Source organism: Anaerovibrio sp., from assembly GCF_045637405.1.
Lineage (GTDB): Bacteria > Bacillota > Negativicutes > Selenomonadales > Selenomonadaceae > Anaerovibrio.
On sequence record NZ_JAZTZI010000171.1, the window covers coordinates 23,659 to 39,933 of the forward strand.

Annotated in this window: 19 protein-coding genes; all 19 read right to left on the reverse strand. The window is 45.3% G+C overall.

The window, feature by feature from the left end; all coding sequences use genetic code 11:
• On the reverse strand, nt 1–999 hold the full coding sequence (locus ACKI5G_RS12530) for a beta-ketoacyl-ACP synthase III (RefSeq protein ID WP_407400889.1): 999 nt from the start codon (nt 997–999) through the stop codon (nt 1–3).
• Complete coding sequence (gene plsX, locus ACKI5G_RS12535) at nt 986–2,017, reverse strand: phosphate acyltransferase PlsX (RefSeq protein ID WP_407400862.1); 1,032 nt, start codon at nt 2,015–2,017, stop codon at nt 986–988. Before plsX ends, ACKI5G_RS12530 begins: the two co-directional genes overlap by 14 nt.
• A 14-nt stretch (nt 2,018–2,031) precedes the next feature.
• Complete coding sequence (fapR, locus tag ACKI5G_RS12540) at nt 2,032–2,592, reverse strand: transcription factor FapR (protein ID WP_407400864.1); 561 nt, start codon at nt 2,590–2,592, stop codon at nt 2,032–2,034.
• Between the two features lie 331 nt (nt 2,593–2,923).
• Nucleotides 2,924–3,103 carry a 50S ribosomal protein L32 gene (gene rpmF / locus ACKI5G_RS12545; protein WP_027396398.1) on the reverse strand — a complete coding sequence of 60 codons (180 nt, stop codon included), beginning with the start codon at nt 3,101–3,103 and terminating at the stop codon, nt 2,924–2,926.
• A gap of 44 nt (nt 3,104–3,147) precedes the next feature.
• A complete protein-coding gene (locus ACKI5G_RS12550) occupies nt 3,148–3,660 on the reverse strand; it encodes a YceD family protein (protein WP_407400866.1) in 513 nt (170 codons plus the stop codon).
• A 72-nt stretch (nt 3,661–3,732) separates the two neighbouring features.
• Nucleotides 3,733–5,442, reverse strand: coding sequence for a proline--tRNA ligase (locus ACKI5G_RS12555; RefSeq protein WP_407400868.1), 1,710 nt, complete (start codon nt 5,440–5,442; stop codon nt 3,733–3,735).
• 4 nt (nt 5,443–5,446) lie between these two features.
• Nucleotides 5,447–6,508, reverse strand: a complete 1,062-nt coding sequence (gene ispG / locus ACKI5G_RS12560) for a flavodoxin-dependent (E)-4-hydroxy-3-methylbut-2-enyl-diphosphate synthase (RefSeq protein WP_407400891.1) — start codon at nt 6,506–6,508, stop codon at nt 5,447–5,449.
• Between the two features lie 17 nt (nt 6,509–6,525).
• Nucleotides 6,526–7,557 carry an RIP metalloprotease RseP gene (gene rseP, locus ACKI5G_RS12565; RefSeq protein WP_407400870.1) on the reverse strand — a complete coding sequence of 344 codons (1,032 nt, stop codon included), beginning with the start codon at nt 7,555–7,557 and terminating at the stop codon, nt 6,526–6,528.
• Between the two features lie 17 nt (nt 7,558–7,574).
• The gene (locus ACKI5G_RS12570) at nt 7,575–8,723 is read right to left on the reverse strand and encodes a 1-deoxy-D-xylulose-5-phosphate reductoisomerase (protein WP_407400872.1); all 1,149 of its coding nucleotides are present in this window, start codon (nt 8,721–8,723) and stop codon (nt 7,575–7,577) included.
• A gap of 99 nt (nt 8,724–8,822) precedes the next feature.
• Nucleotides 8,823–9,650: a phosphatidate cytidylyltransferase gene (locus tag ACKI5G_RS12575; RefSeq protein ID WP_407400874.1), complete on the reverse strand. Its 828-nt coding sequence runs from the start codon at nt 9,648–9,650 to the stop codon at nt 8,823–8,825.
• 12 nt (nt 9,651–9,662) lie between these two features.
• Complete coding sequence (locus tag ACKI5G_RS12580) at nt 9,663–10,451, reverse strand: isoprenyl transferase (protein ID WP_407400876.1); 789 nt, start codon at nt 10,449–10,451, stop codon at nt 9,663–9,665.
• A 101-nt stretch (nt 10,452–10,552) separates the two neighbouring features.
• Entirely contained in the window at nt 10,553–10,726 is a 174-nt protein-coding gene (locus tag ACKI5G_RS12585; RefSeq protein WP_027396390.1) for a DUF362 domain-containing protein, read from the reverse strand.
• The gene (locus ACKI5G_RS12590; RefSeq protein WP_407400878.1) at nt 10,710–10,937 is read right to left on the reverse strand and encodes an aliphatic sulfonate ABC transporter; all 228 of its coding nucleotides are present in this window, start codon (nt 10,935–10,937) and stop codon (nt 10,710–10,712) included. Before ACKI5G_RS12590 ends, ACKI5G_RS12585 begins: the two co-directional genes overlap by 17 nt.
• Before the next feature lies 1 nt (nt 10,938).
• On the reverse strand, nt 10,939–11,496 hold the full coding sequence (gene frr, locus ACKI5G_RS12595; protein WP_085022144.1) for a ribosome recycling factor: 558 nt from the start codon (nt 11,494–11,496) through the stop codon (nt 10,939–10,941).
• Between the two features lie 2 nt (nt 11,497–11,498).
• Entirely contained in the window at nt 11,499–12,215 is a 717-nt protein-coding gene (gene pyrH, locus ACKI5G_RS12600; RefSeq protein ID WP_037324744.1) for a UMP kinase, read from the reverse strand.
• Between the two features lie 130 nt (nt 12,216–12,345).
• A complete protein-coding gene (tsf, locus tag ACKI5G_RS12605; RefSeq protein ID WP_407400881.1) occupies nt 12,346–13,218 on the reverse strand; it encodes a translation elongation factor Ts in 873 nt (290 codons plus the stop codon).
• A gap of 84 nt (nt 13,219–13,302) precedes the next feature.
• Nucleotides 13,303–14,019, reverse strand: coding sequence for a 30S ribosomal protein S2 (gene rpsB / locus ACKI5G_RS12610; RefSeq protein WP_027396385.1), 717 nt, complete (start codon nt 14,017–14,019; stop codon nt 13,303–13,305).
• Between the two features lie 154 nt (nt 14,020–14,173).
• A complete protein-coding gene (locus ACKI5G_RS12615) occupies nt 14,174–15,607 on the reverse strand; it encodes an Rne/Rng family ribonuclease (RefSeq protein WP_407400883.1) in 1,434 nt (477 codons plus the stop codon).
• Nucleotides 15,608–15,678: 71 nt separating this feature from the next.
• On the reverse strand, nt 15,679–16,275 hold a 597-nt coding region (locus tag ACKI5G_RS12620), incomplete at its 5' end, for a TIGR03936 family radical SAM-associated protein (protein WP_407400885.1).

Here is a 16,275-nt window from a genome sequence, read left to right on the forward strand (position 1 = left end):
TTAATCCTCCTTAGACCATCTGATTATGCATGATGCCCAGGTCAGGCCAGCGCCAAAACCAGACAGTGCTATTATATCGCCTTTTTTAAAGCGCTTCTCAGCAGCAGCTTCGGCCAATGCTATTGGAATACAAGCCGCTGACATATTTCCATATTTCTGAACAGTTAATATCACCTTATCCATAGGCATTGCCAATCTCTTGGCTGCGGACTGAATAATTCTGATATTAGCCTGATGAGGTACCAGCCAATCAATCTGCTCCTGTGGCATATCAATCTTTTCCAGGGAATGCTTCACAGTATTGCCCATGGCTTTAACAGCAAATTTGAATACTTCCTTGCCATTCATGTGAATCAGATTAAGTCGCTGATCTATTGTTTCCTTGCTGACAGGCAAGCGGCTACCACTGGAAGGAATCTGAATTGCATCCCCACCGGAGCCATCACTGCCCAGGTCAAAGCTAAGAATACCATAACCATCCTCAACTTGTCCCAGAACTGCCGCCCCTGCTCCATCACCGAAAAGTACACAGGTATTACGGTCTTCCCAATTAATGTACTTGGAAAGAGTTTCCGCGCCGACAACCAAAGCCTTTTTATAGGCACCAGTTTCAATAAATTGTGCCGCTACGCTAAGTCCATAGGCAAAGCCAGAGCAAGCTGCAGATAAATCAAAGGCCGCCGCCTTCTTGGCGCCTAAACGTGTCTGGAGCATACAAGCTGTGGACGGAATAATTCTATCGGATGTAAGAGTGCATACAATAACAAGATCCAGTTCATCCGGAGATACTCCTGCATCAGCCAAGGCCTGCTCTGCTGCCCTCATGGACAAATCAGATGTTGCCTCGTCATCGGCTGCTATGCGACGCTCCTTAATACCGGTACGTTCCATAATCCACTCATCACTTGTATCTACAATTTTTGATAAATCATCATTAGTTAAAATCTTCTCTGGAACATAAAAGCCTGTTCCCAAGATGCCTGCATTATTTTTCTTCATCGTTGTCATTCGCCAGCATCTCCTCCTTCTCTATGCTATCCCTAATGCGGTCAACCACATTATTTTTAACATATTCATTGGCAACATTAATTGCACTGCAAATTGACTTTGCATCGGAAGAACCATGGCATATTATACAGCAACCGTTTACACCAAGTAAAGGTGCGCCGCCATACTCTGTAACATCAAGTCGTTTTCCCAGCTTTTTAAGTGCAGGCATTACCAGCACAGCACCAAGCTTGGCGAAAATACCGCCATTTTTTATGGCATCCTTTATCAAATCCAATAATGTTACTGCCAAACCCTCAGCAAATTTTAACACAATATTTCCAACAAATCCATCGCAAATTACAACATCTGCCATTCCCGTAGGAATATCACGGCCTTCAACATTTCCGATGAAATTTATGGAATTCATTCCCTTAAGCATTGGGTATGTAGCCTGAACTTTTTTATTTCCCTTGGTTTCCTCCTCGCCTACATTGAGAAGCCCCACCTTAGGATTATTTATTCCATATACATACTGACTATAAATGGAGCCCATGAGAGCCATCTCTGTAAGATCCTTTGGTTTACTGTCTACAATTGCTCCGGAATCCAAAAGGAGCACAAGGCCATCCTTGGTAGGAAGCGGAGTAGCTATAGATGGCTTGTCCACGCCCTTAATGGTACGCAGAAACAGTGTAGCTGCTGTGGTTGCAGCACCAGTACTGCCTGCTGACAGTACCCCATCACATTCACCAGTCTTAACCAGCTTAGTTGCCACCACCAGGCTGGAGTCCTTCTTTTTTCTGACAGCCTCCACAGGATGCTCTCCCATTTCAATAACCTCGGTAGTATGGTGAATAGTCAATCTATCGAGATTCTGTGCATTGTTGGCCTTTAACTCAGCCTCTATTTTTGCCTGGTCACCTACCAGGACTATTTCACAGTCATATTTTTTTACGGCCTCAATTGCCCCCATGACTATCTGCTTTGGAGCGTAATCACCGCCCATTGCATCTACTGCAAGTTTCAATTTAGAGCCTCCTATTAACTCTCAGTCAACGAAACCACAATGAATTTTGCCCGAAAAACTTCTTCCTTGTCATTTCTGGTCTTAACCCAGACAAAGAATTTATTGCTGCGCTGACGAATAATTTCCGCTTTGGCAACAAGCATCTCCCCCAGCTTAACAGGAACCTTATGCTTGATGTTGGCCACACCGGTCAAAGCCATGGGTGCGTTAATTACAGCCACAGCCAATGAACTGGCTTGGGCAAAAATATAATGTCCCTTGGCAATCTGGTTTTTTGAAAACACCATGTCCTCAGTAATCTTCAAAAGAGAAATCCCGGAACGTCCAGGCTGAAGATCAATCAGTTCACCCACCAAATCGTCCTTTTCAATAGTGGTTACTTTTTCACGGGCCTCTTCTGCTACCCTGCGGATGCGCTCACGCACCTCAGGAATGCCCAGCTCCATACGATCCAGTCTTATAGTCTGAATACTTACCTCCAGAAGCTTGGCCAATTCTTCATCAGTGAGAAAAGGTTTTTCGCTGACCTGACGCATTAAGAGTGTATGTCTTTCTTTCTTTTTTACTCGCGCCATTATACTCACCTTTAAAACAACATAACCATCATATCACAAAAAGCATTTCATTCCAAACAATACAAATTGTCAGGTTAACAAATGAATTAATCCCGAAAAAACATCAATCCCTTTGGTAATCTGACACTTCATAGCTTGTTGAAATAACAGTGAATCACAAAAATTAGTACCAAGTCCTACTAACTGCTTATGATTATATTAATTTTCCAATAAAAAGGCAAGAAAAATATTATCAACTACTAAATGTTTGAATTGTGTGTATAATTAAAACATTTTTCAAGAGAAACATTAAAAATGAGCAGGCCCTGAAGCCTGCTCATTCAGCAGTCAATTATTCAGCTGCGGAAATAACTTCCTTGCCATCATAGTAACCACACTCTGTGCAAACATGATGAGGCATCTTTGGCTCGTGGCACTGTGGGCACTCTACGAAACCAGGAACCTCTAACTTCCAGTTGGCACGACGGGAATCACGACGAGCCTTAGACATTTTACGCTTTGGTACTGCCATTTCAGGATACACCTCCTTAACGAAACATTCACTAATGAATAGAATTATTTCTTAATCAATAATTGCTGCAATGCCGCCAGTCTTGGGTCAATAACAGTACGGTCACAGCCACAATCGCCATGATTGAGGTTTGCGCCACACTTAAGGCACAGACCGCGACAATCAGCGTTGCATATATTATTTAACGGCTGGGCAGACAAAAGTACATCCCTGATCATAGGAGATATATCCACCTGCTCGCCATCAAAATAATTCACATCTTGGTCATCTTCAGCATAACCCTGACCTCTTCTCTGATAGTCCTCATCAAAACCGTGAACCTGCTGCTGGGAGGACTGCTCCAAACAACGATCACAAACAAATGACTTGGTACAGGAAATCTGGCCACTTACACGATATCCCCTGCCTGTAGCCACAAACTCACCCTTGACGACAATATCGCCATCAAAGCTGTAGTTTTCGTGAAGGCCATCCAGCTCCTGAGCATTGGAAACAAACTCAAAGGATACGGGGGAACCAAGGTTTTCATTGGCTTCAATTATATTAATTTTCATCATATAGATATCAACCTCATTTATTATAGCGACAGCTATATTGTTTGTCAAGAGAATTCCCTTGACAAATAACAATTAAAGATTCTCCAGCATCTCTACAGCCTTTGCAGCGACCTCAGCCTTGGCAACATTTACCATTTCACCATTACGGCGAATCTTTAATTCTATGGAATCCTCCTCCACGGATTTCGGACCTACGGTAATACGCAATGGATAACCAATCAGATCAGCATCCTTGAACTTAACGCCGGCACGATCCTTGCGGTCATCCAAAAGAACATCCACACCCTTGGCCTTCAGTTCCTTGTAAATGTCCTCTGCCAGCTTTAACTGGTCTTCATTTTTGGCATTAATAGGAACAATTACGACCTCAAATGGAGCAATGGCCTTTGGCCAAATGATACCGTTCTCATCGTTATTCTGCTCAATGGCGGCAGCCATAGTGCGGCTTACACCAATTCCGTAGCAGCCCATAACCAATGGTTTTTCCTTGCCGTTTTCATCAAGGAAGGTGGCATGTAATGATTGGGAATACTTGGTACCCAAGGTAAATACCTGACCAGCCTCGATACCACGGGTCATCTTTACAGGAGCACCGCAATGTGGGCAGGCATCCCCTTCCTTGATCATACGGATATCAGCCACAATCACATCCTTGAAATCCCGCTTAGGATTTACATTAATGTAGTGCTTGTCCTTTTCATTAGCACCGGCACAGGCATTGAACATTTCCATCACAGTGGCATCCACCACTACTTTTGTACCTTCCTTTAACCCTATAGGGCTCATAAAGCCTGGTACGCCACCGGCGGCAGCAATGGATTCATCCGTTGCCATGTGAAGCTCAATTGAATCCTCAAAGAGATTTACAACTTTAACATCATTAACGTCGTGATCACCACGAACGAAGGCCAAAATAAGTTCATCCTTGTCATCCTGAAATGCAACGGCCTTAATTGTCTTGTCCAAAGGAAGGTGCAGGCACTCTGCCACCAGCTCAATAGTATGAGCATCAGGAGTGGAAACCTTATCCAGCTCCTTCATAGCTTCCTCGGCTGCCTTAATTACAGTAAGCTCTGCCTTTTCGTCAGAAGCGGCGTAATCACACTTGGTGCAATATGCGATATTGGACTCACCAGCCTCAGCCAGCACAGTGAACTCATGGGAATGTCCACCACCAATAGCACCGTTATCAGCCTCTACAGGGCGGAACTCCAACCCCATGCGGCTAAAGATACGGGTGTAGGCATCATACATAATCTTGTATGACTCATTCATGCCCTCCTCATCCTTATCAAAGGAATAAAGGTCCTTCATGATAAACTCACGGCCACGCATAAGACCAAAACGAGGGCGAATCTCGTCACGGTATTTATTCTGAATCTGATACAGCATAAGAGGAAGCTGCTTGTAGGAGCGAACCTCATCACGGATAAGGGTAGTAACCATTTCCTCATGGGTTGGTCCGAGGCAGAACTCCCGGCCATGACGGTCAGAAACTCTGAACATCTCATCACCGTATACTGACCAGCGACCAGTCTCTTTCCAAATTTCAGAAGGCTGTACGATTGGCATGGCAATCTCCTGACCACCAGCAGCATCCATTTCTTCCCGAATAATCTGCATAATTTTCTTAAGGCTTCTCCATGCCAGTGGCATATATGTATAGAGACCTCCTGCAGCCTTTCTAATCATACCGGCCCTAAGCATTAGCTGATGGCTCTTAACCTCTGCCTCTGCTGGTGTTTCTCTTAATGTTGGTGCATAAAGTCTTGTTGCGCGCACTATCTTAGTCCTCCTGTAAAATATTATCTATTTCCTTGAATAATTCCTCAACCAGTTCAGTTTCCTTCACCTTGCGGATTATTTCACCTTTTCTGAATACAAGGCCTTCGCCGTTACCACCGGCAATTCCCACGTCAGCACCCTTTGCCTCTCCGGGACCGTTAACCACACAGCCCATTACAGCCACAGAAATCGGCTTGGTAATTCCCTGCAGTCTTTTATCAACCTCATCTGCTATACCAGCCAAATCAATGCTGGTGCGTCCGCAGGTTGGACAAGAAATAAGGGTTGGACCATATTCTCTCATGCCGAGGGATTTAAGGATTTCATTGGCCACCTTAACCTCCACCACTGGATCACCCGTAAGGGAAATGCGGAAGGTATCACCAATACCCTGAGCCAACAAAGCTCCAATCCCTACGGCTGATTTTATCATGCCAGTACGGGCAGTACCAGCCTCGGTAATCCCCAAGTGTAACGGGTAATCCACAGTTTCTGACATAAGCTGATAAGCAGCCAAGGTCAGTGGCACATCATGAGCCTTTAAGGAAATCTTCATATCATAAAAATCCTGTGCCTCCAAGATGCGGACGTGTTCCATCGCTGATTCTACCAATGCCTCTGCTGTTACACCACCATACTTGGCCAACAGCTTTTTATCCAAGGAGCCGGCATTAACACCAATGCGAATTGGAATATTATGACTTTTGGCCTCAGCTACAACAACTTTAACATTGGCCTCTCCACCTATGTTTCCAGGGTTCAGTCTAAGGGCTGAAATCCCCTGATTAATTGCCTCCAAAGCCAAACGATAATCAAAATGTATATCAGCCACTAACGGCACATTTACCTTTTTAATGATGTTTCCCAGATTGAGGGCTGCATCCATATCAGGCACTGCCAGACGAACAATATCACAGCCCGCTGCCTGCAGGGCATTGATCTGAGCCACGGTAGACTCAGTGTCCGTAGTTTTGGTGTTGGTCATGGACTGTACGGAGATAGGGGCCCCACCGCCAATGGGCACGTTGCCAATATGGATTTGTCTTGTTTCTTTACGCTTTATCACTGAAAATCCCTCCATTATCTGGTTACATCATTGAATGTAGCGAAAATCATAAGACTTATAAGAAGTACCACGCCCACGGTCTGGATGTAGTACATGACCTGCTTGCTCATCTGCTTGCCCCGTACAGCCTCAATACACAGTGTCACAAAATGACCGCCATCAAGAGCCGGAACAGGGAGTAAATTTACTATACCAAGATTAAGGCTTAAAAATGCTGCAAAATTAAGCAATGGAATGAATCCATGCTGAGCCACCTCTCCGGCCATCTGAGCAACGCCAATAGGACCGGAAAGCTCTGCCGAAGCCCCCTCCTGAGTAAAGAGCAATACCAGAGCACCTAACATGCTCTTAATAATAGTCACTGTTTTTTCCACGGAAAGGCTGGCCGCTTCACCAATTGACACATTCTGAGTCACAAGAGTACCCTGAATACCGATTACAACGCGCTTTGTGGCTTCGTCCTCCATTGGAATCACAGTGGTTTTCATGGTATCATCATCACGCTGGTAGGTCACCTCATAGGGTTTGCCTGCCCCGTCACTAAGAAGGGTTGATATATCCTTCCACTCTGTCACCTGCTGTCCATTAATGGTGATAATTTTATCCCCTGCCATAAGTCCTGCGGATTCTGCAGGAGCCCCGGTCATAACACCGCCCACAACTGGCTCTGTATTAGGGGTCTGAATTCCGGCAAAAGCAAAAATCAGAAAAAACAATACAACGGGCAACACAAAATTCATAAATGAACCAGCCAAAATAACAATCATACGGGCCCAAACCGGTCGTCTGTAGTATGCCCTTTCACCGGCATCATCTTCTTCCTCATCAAGGTCCATACCAGCAATTTTATTATAGCCCCCCAAAGGGATTGCCCTAATTGCATACAGGGTTTCCCCTTTTCTCCAGTCCAACAGCTTTGGGCCGAAACCAATAGCAAATTCATCAACCCGCATTCCAGTCATTTTGGCGGTGATAAAATGCCCCCACTCGTGAACCAGTACCAGAAGGCCAAATACAAATACCGCAGATACTATAGTTAATAACATAATGTATACTCCCTTTATTATTTTGACATTTCCTGACGGGTAATCTCACGGGCCCACTTATCAGCCTCCAAAAGCTGCTCCAAAGTAGGATTATGGATAACCTCAGCCTTAGTCATGGCATTTTCAATAAGATCATATATTTTAAGGAAACCCGCCTTCCCCTTTAAAAAGGCCTCTACAGCAACCTCGTTGGCTGCATTCATAACACAAGGCATGGTTCCACCGGTTTTACCAGCCTCGAAGGCAAGCTTTAAGCCGCGGAAGGTATCCATATCTGGCTTTTCAAAGGTGAGCTTACCCAATTCGTAGAAATCAACCCTTGGGAAACGGGACTCAACTCTTTCAGGATATGTCAGAGCATACTGAATAGGAAGGCGCATATCCGTACAACCGAGCTGTGCCATTACAGTGCCGTCACGATACTGCACCATAGAATGAACAATACTCTGCGGGTGAACCACCACCTGAATCTGATCGTAAGTAACACCGTAGAGCCACTTAGCCTCAATAACTTCAAGTCCCTTGTTCACCAAAGACGCAGAATCAACGGTTATTTTCTGTCCCATATTCCAGGTTGGATGAGCCAATACATCGGATTTTGTAACTTCAGTAAGCTCACTGGCTTTTTTCCCTCTAAACGGGCCACCGGATGCTGTAAGGATTAGCTTTTCTACTGCTTTTCGGTCTTGGCCTTGGAGGCATTGGAACAGCGCGCAATGCTCACTGTCAACAGGCAGGATAGCGCAGCCCATTTCCTTGGCCTTGGCCATTACCAGCTCACCGGCCACCACCAGAGTTTCCTTATTGGCGAGCGCAATATTTTTTTTTGCTTCCAAAGCAGCCATTGTAGGCTCAAGTCCTGCAAAGCCCATAAGTGAAGTAACTACCGTATCAGCCTCCGGGAAAACCGCTGCTTCTATAACAGCCTCACGACCGCCCATTATTTTTGTCTTTCCGGTATATCTGCTCTTTAAACGCTTGGCAGCATCCTCATCAGACAAAACAGCCAATTCAGGCTGAAATTCATTTATCTGCTTTTCCAGGAGCTCATCACTGCGATTAGCTACCAGAACAGATATATGAAACAACTCAGGATTATCACGAACCACGTCAAGGGTCTGGGTACCGATGGAGCCGGTAGACCCTAATACAACTAAATTTTTCATAAAACATACTCCTTAAAATCCACTTAAAGAGAAATAGGCAATAAAGCATTTTTGCTTTACTGCCACTTTTTTAACGCCATCAACAATAATTGTGGCAACTTAACCAGTAATTCTTGCGCAATACATAAAATAGTACACGAAAGGAACAGTATAAATTACACTGTCAAACCTATCCCATATTCCCCCATGACCAGGAATAATATTTCCGGAATCCTTAATACCTGTATAACGCTTTACCACAGATTCAACCAAATCCCCCAAGGTGGCTACGATACAGATAAAAAATCCCAAAACAGCCATCACAATCACGTCAAAGCCGAAGAATACACCCAGCCCCGCCACAGAGGCGGTAGTGCCAATCAAGCCTCCAATAAAGCCCTCAATGGTTTTCTTTGGGCTGATTGTTTCGCACAGCTTGTGCTTTCCCAGAAAACAACCGGCAAAATAAGCAAAGGTATCACTGGCCCAAGTACCAATTAAGGCCACCCATACCAAAGCACAGCCCAGCTGAAAATCCCCCAGACTGGTGGAAATATAGGCTTCCTCACCTGTAAAGCGAAGCATCACCAGGTGAACAAAGGGTAAACCGATATAGAAAACGCCTGCTACTGAAATCACAGCAGATAAAACATCAAATTTCCCATGCTTTAAAACTGTAAGCAACATAATAACCAGTGCTGAGAACATCACCGAGAATACAAGCAATCCGTCGCTTCCCAGGAAGCCCCCTGCCCACATAATGGAAATCAGCACCATTCCAGTAACCAAAGTTGGCTTATATCCCTTTTGTTTAAAGGCATTACAATATTCATACCAAGCACCAAAGGCCAGTAACAAAACGGCACCGGCAAACACACTTCCACCGGTCTGAATAACCAGAGCAGCCAGCACTATACCAATGATTCCGGTAATTATTCTAGTAAGCATCCCTTAGTTTCCTCATTTCTTCTTATTTAAGCCGCCAAAGCGCCGGTCCCGCTGGCTAAAATCCAGCAACGCCTCTGCCAGATTCTCCTTTGTAAAATCCGGCCAGTTGGTTTCCGTAAACCAAAATTCCGCGTATGCTGTTTGCCAAATCAGAAAATTACTGAGCCGGATATCGCCACTGGTACGTATCACCAAATCAACTGGTGGCAGCTCCTTGGTATCCAAACGGGATTCCAGCAGTTTGCTGTCAATGTCTTCCGGTTTAAGATTGCCATTTTGCACATCCCGGGCCAATGACTGAACTGCCCGTACCATTTCATCCTGCCCACCATAATTAACGGCAACATTAAATTTAACACCAGTATTAGTGGCCGTCCGCTTACGGGCATCATCTATCTGCTTTTGCAAAGCCGGGGATAAACCATCCAGCCTGCCTATAAAATCAATACGGACATTCTCACTGTCCATTTCTGCAATTTCTTTATCAAGATATTCTGAAAACAGCTTCATGAGGAAATCAACCTCTGCTGTTGGTCTTTTCCAATTTTCCGTGGAAAAGGCATATACCGTCAAGGCCTCCAAATGAAAATCCGAGGCAGCCTTTAAGGTTCTTTTCAGTGCCTTCACTCCTGCCGTATGTCCGGCAGAACGAACCATACCCTTTCCATTGGCCCAACGGCCATTGCCATCCATAATGATAGCCACATGTCGTGGCAAACGGTTTCTATCTATATTTTCAAGCAGGGATGTATACGTATTAGAATTTTCATCTTTAGTTTTGCCAAAAATCTTTTTCCACATATCTTACACCTACTCACAAACAAAGAAAATAAGCCCCTCAAATATTGCATATTGAGGGGCCTTTTGACACTTTTATCAGTCATTTACGGCTGTTATGTGTCTTATTCTGGAGCAACAATTGCACCTACAGGGCAGCCTGCTGCACAAGCACCGCACTCAACGCAAACGTCTGCATTGATTTCGTACTTGCTGTCGCCCTCGGAAATTGCCTCTACAGGACAAGTGCCTGCACAAGTACCGCAAGAAATGCAACCATCTTCAATCTTGTAAGCCATTACTAGAAACCTCCTTCAGCAGCCTAGCTGCTATCCTAATGTCTAACGTGCCATCAGAAAGCTGACGCTGTCTGATAACATAATACCCTTCAGGCTCAAGCTTAAAAAAGTCCTTAGTCGGTCGGGTTACCGTTACATTATACATTATATGGGCATCATTAAGCAAGGTTTTGGCTAAATGCCAAGGTCTGCCTACAATATCAATTTCCATATTATACTTCCATGATTTCTTTTTCTTTGGCTTCCTTTAATGTATCCACATTCTTAATGAAGCCGTCAACAATCTTCTGGAACTTTTCCTGTCCCTTCTTGGACTCGTCCTCAGTGATTTCCTTGTCCTTTTCCAGCTTCTTGATATGCTCGTTGGCATCACGGCGGATATTGCGGATAGCCACCTTGGCCTCCTCAGCCTTCTTGCTTACAGTCTTTACCAGCTCCTTACGACGCTCCTGGGTAAGCTGAGGAATAGACAGGCGAATAGCAGTACCGTCTGAGTTAGGGGAAAGTCCCAGCTCAGACTTCATAATAGCCTTTTCGATTTCATGGAGCATAGTCTTTTCCCAAGGCTGAATCATAATCATGCGAGCCTCTGGAACAGAAACCTTTGCCACCTGATTTACAGGAGTTGGGGTACCGTAGTAATCTACCATAACCTTGTCCAAAAGGGAAGGAGTAGCACGGCCGGCACGGAGGGAACCAAATTCTCTCTTGAGCGCATCAATAGACTTATTCAGACGTTCCTCGCTGGAAGATATAATGTCGTTAATCATGATTATTTGCCTCCTACAGTAGTACCAATATCTTCACCAATAGCTGCACGGTAAATATTTTCAAAATCATCAATCTTAAATACAACTAATGGAATATCATTGTCCATGCACAGACTGGTTGCAGTGGAATCCATTACACTCAGACTGCGGAGCAGAATCTCTTTGTAGCTGATATTATCAAACTTCTTGGCATCATCATTCTGGTTTGGATCCTTGTCATAGATACCCTCAGTACCCTTCTTGCCCATGAGAATAACATCTGCCTCAATCTCAGCAGCTCTGAGAGCTGCAGTGGTATCAGTGGAGAAATATGGATTACCGGTACCGGCACCAAAAATTACTACGCGACCCTTTTCCATATGACGGGTAGCCTTACGACGAATATAAGGCTCAGCCACCTGACGCATCTCTATAGCAGTCTGTACACGAGCGGGAACATTCTGCTGCTCCAGAGCATCCTGAATTGCCAGTGCATTAATAACAGTAGCCAACATCCCCATATAGTCCGCCTGGGCACGGTCCATACCCTTGGCACTGCCTGCAAGTCCTCTCCAGATATTGCCGCCGCCTACAACGATAGCCACGTCAATACCCGCATCATGCACGCGCTTTATCTGCTTTCCGATAGCTTCAACCACAACAGGATTAATGCCAAATCCCTGATCACCTGCCAAAGACTCGCCACTAAGCTTTAGTAGAACGCGCTTATATTTTCCCACTGTAACAACCTCCAAATCCGAGAATAACTAAATTTTCAATATAATTTCAAAAATGATATTTATCATTTATATCTTAAAGAAAAGGGACCGCGTCTGCAAGTCCCTTTTTCAATGAGAATAAAATATTTAATTACTTAATCTGAGCTGCAACCTCTGCTGCGAAGTCCTCGTTCTTCTTCTCAAGGCCCTCACCCATCTCAAAGCGGGTAAAGCGGAGAACCTTAACATCGCCAAGGATGTCCTGAATGGTTTCATGATCGGAAGACTTGAAGAATTCCTGCTCAACCAGGCAGATTTCTTTATAGGTTTTGTTCAGACGACCCTCAACCATCTTATCAACGATGTTCTCAGGCTTGCCCTCTTCCAGAGCCTGTGCACGGAGAACTGCACGCTCATGGTCAAGATACTCAGGATCAACGCCACTGCGGTCAATGCTCTGTGGCTTCTGAGCAGTGATCTGGAGAGCGATATCCTGTGCCAGCTCATCGCTGCCACCAGAAAGCTCTACAACTACACCAATCTTACCACCCATGTGGATGTAAGTAGCCAGCTTGTTCTCGGAAGTATATACAACGAAACGACGGAGGGACAGCTTCTCACCGATGGAAGCAACAGCCTCAGTCATAACATCAGCAACAGTCTTGCCATCAAGCATGGAAGCATTGAGAGCATCAATATCAGCAGGCTTGGTCGCAATGATGTGCTCAGCAATCTTCTTAACCAGTTCCTTGAAGTTGTCGTTCTTTGCAACGAAGTCCGTCTCGGAGTTAACCTCAACCAGACAAGCAGTGTTGGATGCAGCATCATAAGCAGCAGCTACAACACCCTCGGAAGCAATACGGCCAGCCTTCTTTGCAGCCTTGGAAATGCCCTTCTCACGGAGATAATCGATAGCCTTGTCCTTGTCGCCATCGCACTCAACGAGAGCCTTCTTGCAGTCCATCATACCAGCGCCGGTAATCTCGCGCAGTTCTTTAACTAATGCAGCAGTAATCTGTGCCATTGTTTATTTCCCCCTATTAATTCGGATATAATTTCAAAAAAACAAGGGATAAGGGATATCCCCTTACCCCTTTTAAGGTTCATATTACTCAGCGTCCTCAGCTGGAGCCTCAGCAGCTTCGCCCTGACGACCCTCGATAACAGCATCTGCAATCTTGCCGGTAATGAGCTTAACGGCACGAATAGCATCGTCGTTACCAGGAATTGGATAATCGATTTCATCTGGATCGCAGTTGGTATCGATAATAGCCACGATTGGAATGTTGAGCTTGTGGGCCTCTGCTACAGCGATTCTCTCCTTGCGTGGGTCAACGATGAACAGCGCACCTGGGAGCTCCTTCATATCCTTGATACCGCCGAGATACTTCTCGAGCTTCTCCATCTCATGCTTCAGGCCCTGTACTTCCTTCTTGGTAAGAACCTCGAAGGTACCGTCTTCTGCCATCGCCTCAAGCTCCTTCAGACGCTTAACGCGAGCCTGAATAGTCTTGAAGTTGGTCATCATACCGCCCAACCAACGCTCGTTTACGAAATACTGGTCAGCCTTCAGAGCCTCTTCCTTGATAGCCTCCTGAGCCTGCTTCTTGGTACCAACGAAAAGAACGGACTTGCCGGACTCAGCTACGCTGCGTACGAAGTTGTAGGCCTCCTCAGCCTTCTTAACGGTCTTCTGAAGATCAATGATATAGATACCATTGCGCTCGGTGAAGATGTACTTAGCCATCTTAGGGTTCCATCTTCTGGTCTGATGTCCGAAATGAACACCAGCCTCTAATAACTGTTTCATAGAAACAACTGCCATAGTGGTGCACCTCCTGTTTTTATTTCCTCCGCCAGCCTCATCCGTTTAAACCACCACTTTGGGCACAGGTTAAACGTCCTCTGGCGTGCGTTTTTCTAATTACACCGTGAAATACTATACCATATACAAATATAGAATGCAACTATAAATATTTTTATTTTTGTGTAAGGATGTAAGTCCCCGGCATTACCTCCCGTGAGGACTCCAAAGAAATATCTACGCCAAATTCCTCCCTAAGTCGTCTAAAGCTGTCCATAGCCCTGATTTCATTGGCCGCCTGGGGATTAAGCTGAAGTATATAGCCATCAGCTGCATGCTTTCTGGCTTCTATGCGGCGTATATTACGGCATACCTTCACCGCCAATGACTCCGGGGACAACACTCTGCCGTTGCCCTCACAAACTGGGCACTGACAATACAGCATGCTTTCAATATTTTTCCGTGATTTCCGTCTGGTTATTTCCACCAGCCCCAAAGAGGTAATATCCACTATATTAGTCTTGGAACGATCCTTCAAGGCCAACTGCCGCATTCTTTCCAACAGAGCATCATTTTGCTGCCGGGTTTCCATATCAATGAAGTCCACCAGTATCATGCCACCAATATCCCGCAAACGAAGCTGACGCATAATTTCATCAGCCGCTTCAATATTCAGCTTGTACACCGTGTCTGCCAGATTCATGTCTCCTACAAAGCTGCCGGTATTAACATCAATAACCGTCATAGCCTCAGTCTTATCTATTACAAGGAAGCCACCGGACTTCAGCTCAACTGTACGGTTCTTTAGCTGCTCCAGTGCCTCGGTAACGCCATTATCCTTGAAAATATTGCTGCCATCGTACAATTCAATACGCTGCAGTACATCCGGAGAGGTTGCCTTTATTAGATCACAAACCCTCTTGTACATCTTTGGATTGTCAATAACCATCTTGTCCACATCGTCACTGAGATAGTCCCGGACAATTCTGATTACCAAATCTGCATCACGATACAATAAAGAGCTGGTGGCAGACAGCTTTGCCTTGGCCAGTATCTCATCCCATAATTTCATCAGGTAGCGGATATCCCTAACGATATTTTCCGCCGGCTGTCCCTGAGCCGCAGTGCGGATGATACACCCCATATTCTTTGGCACCTCAGCCCGAACAATATGGTGAAGCCGCTGGCGCTCCTCATTACCCTCTATACGATGGGATGTTCCAATATACGCAGAATTGGGCATCAATACCACATGACGGCCAGGAATAGATAAATGCATCGTAGCCCGTGGGCCCTTTGTGCCAACCTCATCCTTTATTATCTGGACAATGACATTCTGACCCACTGTGACATTTTCCCTTGGAGAATTTGCCTGGGCCGTGGAAGCTATTTTACCATTGCCGACATAAAGGAAGGCATTCTTTGCTTGGCCAATATCCACAAAGGAGGCCTGCATTCCTTTAAGAACATTTTGCACCTGCCCCTTATATATGTTGCCTACCAAATGGGCATGCTCCGGCCTTTCCAGCTCCAAAGCCATGAGCTGGCCATTCTCAACAACAGCCATGCGGGTTTCTTCCGGCATCACATTCACATATATGGTTTTCATTGCAGCCCCTCCTTTCCATTGAAGTTATACTTGTTTATGTGGGTGGCATGGGGTGATTTCATGATGTCCTTTTATACTAAATCTATAAGGTCCTTGCCCTGGCCCATGAGCTTGCTGCGATTGATTAATGCCCGGCCCAACGCAACTGGCAGACCATATTCATTATGTAAAAGCTCCAATATCTCAGCTGGCTTTATACTTCCGGTCTGAGTAATGGAAATGTTCATGGTGAGCTTCACCCAATCACCACTCATGCCAATTTTCACAGGCTCCAGCATATACTGCTTAACCTCAATATCCCTGGTCTTTTTAGGGGTAACGCGATGATAATTCACCTCAGAGGTACCATTATATCTTTCCACAGCCTTAACTGCAGCATCCCAATCACCAGTAAGAGGTGCTGCCACCTCATAGATTCCCTGCTCCACTTCGGCCATCAGGGCCTTATGCTTTTTTCCCTCACAAGGCTTTGGTTCCTTTACCGGCTTTAGCTTAATAAGCCTTATTCCAGGAGGCAGGGCTGCAGACAGCTTGTCAAAAATCTCCGGCTGACAAAGGGGCTTTGTCAATTCAAAATCCATATACTCCGCATCAGAGGTTACACCCAATGACAATGGTGAAGCAAAGGACATCTTCAGATGAGGGTTAAACCCCTCAGTATAAGCAGC

Coding starts and splice junctions, on each gene's coding strand:
- ACKI5G_RS12550 (WP_407400866.1), bottom strand. CDS start 3,660: ATGATGAAAATTAATATAATTGAAGCCAATGAAAACCTTGGTTCCCCC.
- rseP (WP_407400870.1), bottom strand. CDS start 7,557: ATGTTATTAACTATAGTATCTGCGGTATTTGTATTTGGCCTTCTGGTA.
- ACKI5G_RS12530 (WP_407400889.1), bottom strand. CDS start 999: ATGAAGAAAAATAATGCAGGCATCTTGGGAACAGGCTTTTATGTTCCA.
- ACKI5G_RS12575 (WP_407400874.1), bottom strand. CDS start 9,650: ATGCTTACTAGAATAATTACCGGAATCATTGGTATAGTGCTGGCTGCT.
- ACKI5G_RS12580 (WP_407400876.1), bottom strand. CDS start 10,451: ATGTGGAAAAAGATTTTTGGCAAAACTAAAGATGAAAATTCTAATACG.
- rpsB (WP_027396385.1), bottom strand. CDS start 14,019: ATGGCAGTTGTTTCTATGAAACAGTTATTAGAGGCTGGTGTTCATTTC.
- tsf (WP_407400881.1), bottom strand. CDS start 13,218: ATGGCACAGATTACTGCTGCATTAGTTAAAGAACTGCGCGAGATTACC.
- ACKI5G_RS12585 (WP_027396390.1), bottom strand. CDS start 10,726: ATGGCTTACAAGATTGAAGATGGTTGCATTTCTTGCGGTACTTGTGCA.
- ACKI5G_RS12615 (WP_407400883.1), bottom strand. CDS start 15,607: ATGAAAACCATATATGTGAATGTGATGCCGGAAGAAACCCGCATGGCT.
- ACKI5G_RS12570 (WP_407400872.1), bottom strand. CDS start 8,723: ATGAAAAATTTAGTTGTATTAGGGTCTACCGGCTCCATCGGTACCCAG.
- frr (WP_085022144.1), bottom strand. CDS start 11,496: ATGATTAACGACATTATATCTTCCAGCGAGGAACGTCTGAATAAGTCT.
- ACKI5G_RS12590 (WP_407400878.1), bottom strand. CDS start 10,937: ATGGAAATTGATATTGTAGGCAGACCTTGGCATTTAGCCAAAACCTTG.
- rpmF (WP_027396398.1), bottom strand. CDS start 3,103: ATGGCAGTACCAAAGCGTAAAATGTCTAAGGCTCGTCGTGATTCCCGT.
- fapR (WP_407400864.1), bottom strand. CDS start 2,592: ATGGCGCGAGTAAAAAAGAAAGAAAGACATACACTCTTAATGCGTCAG.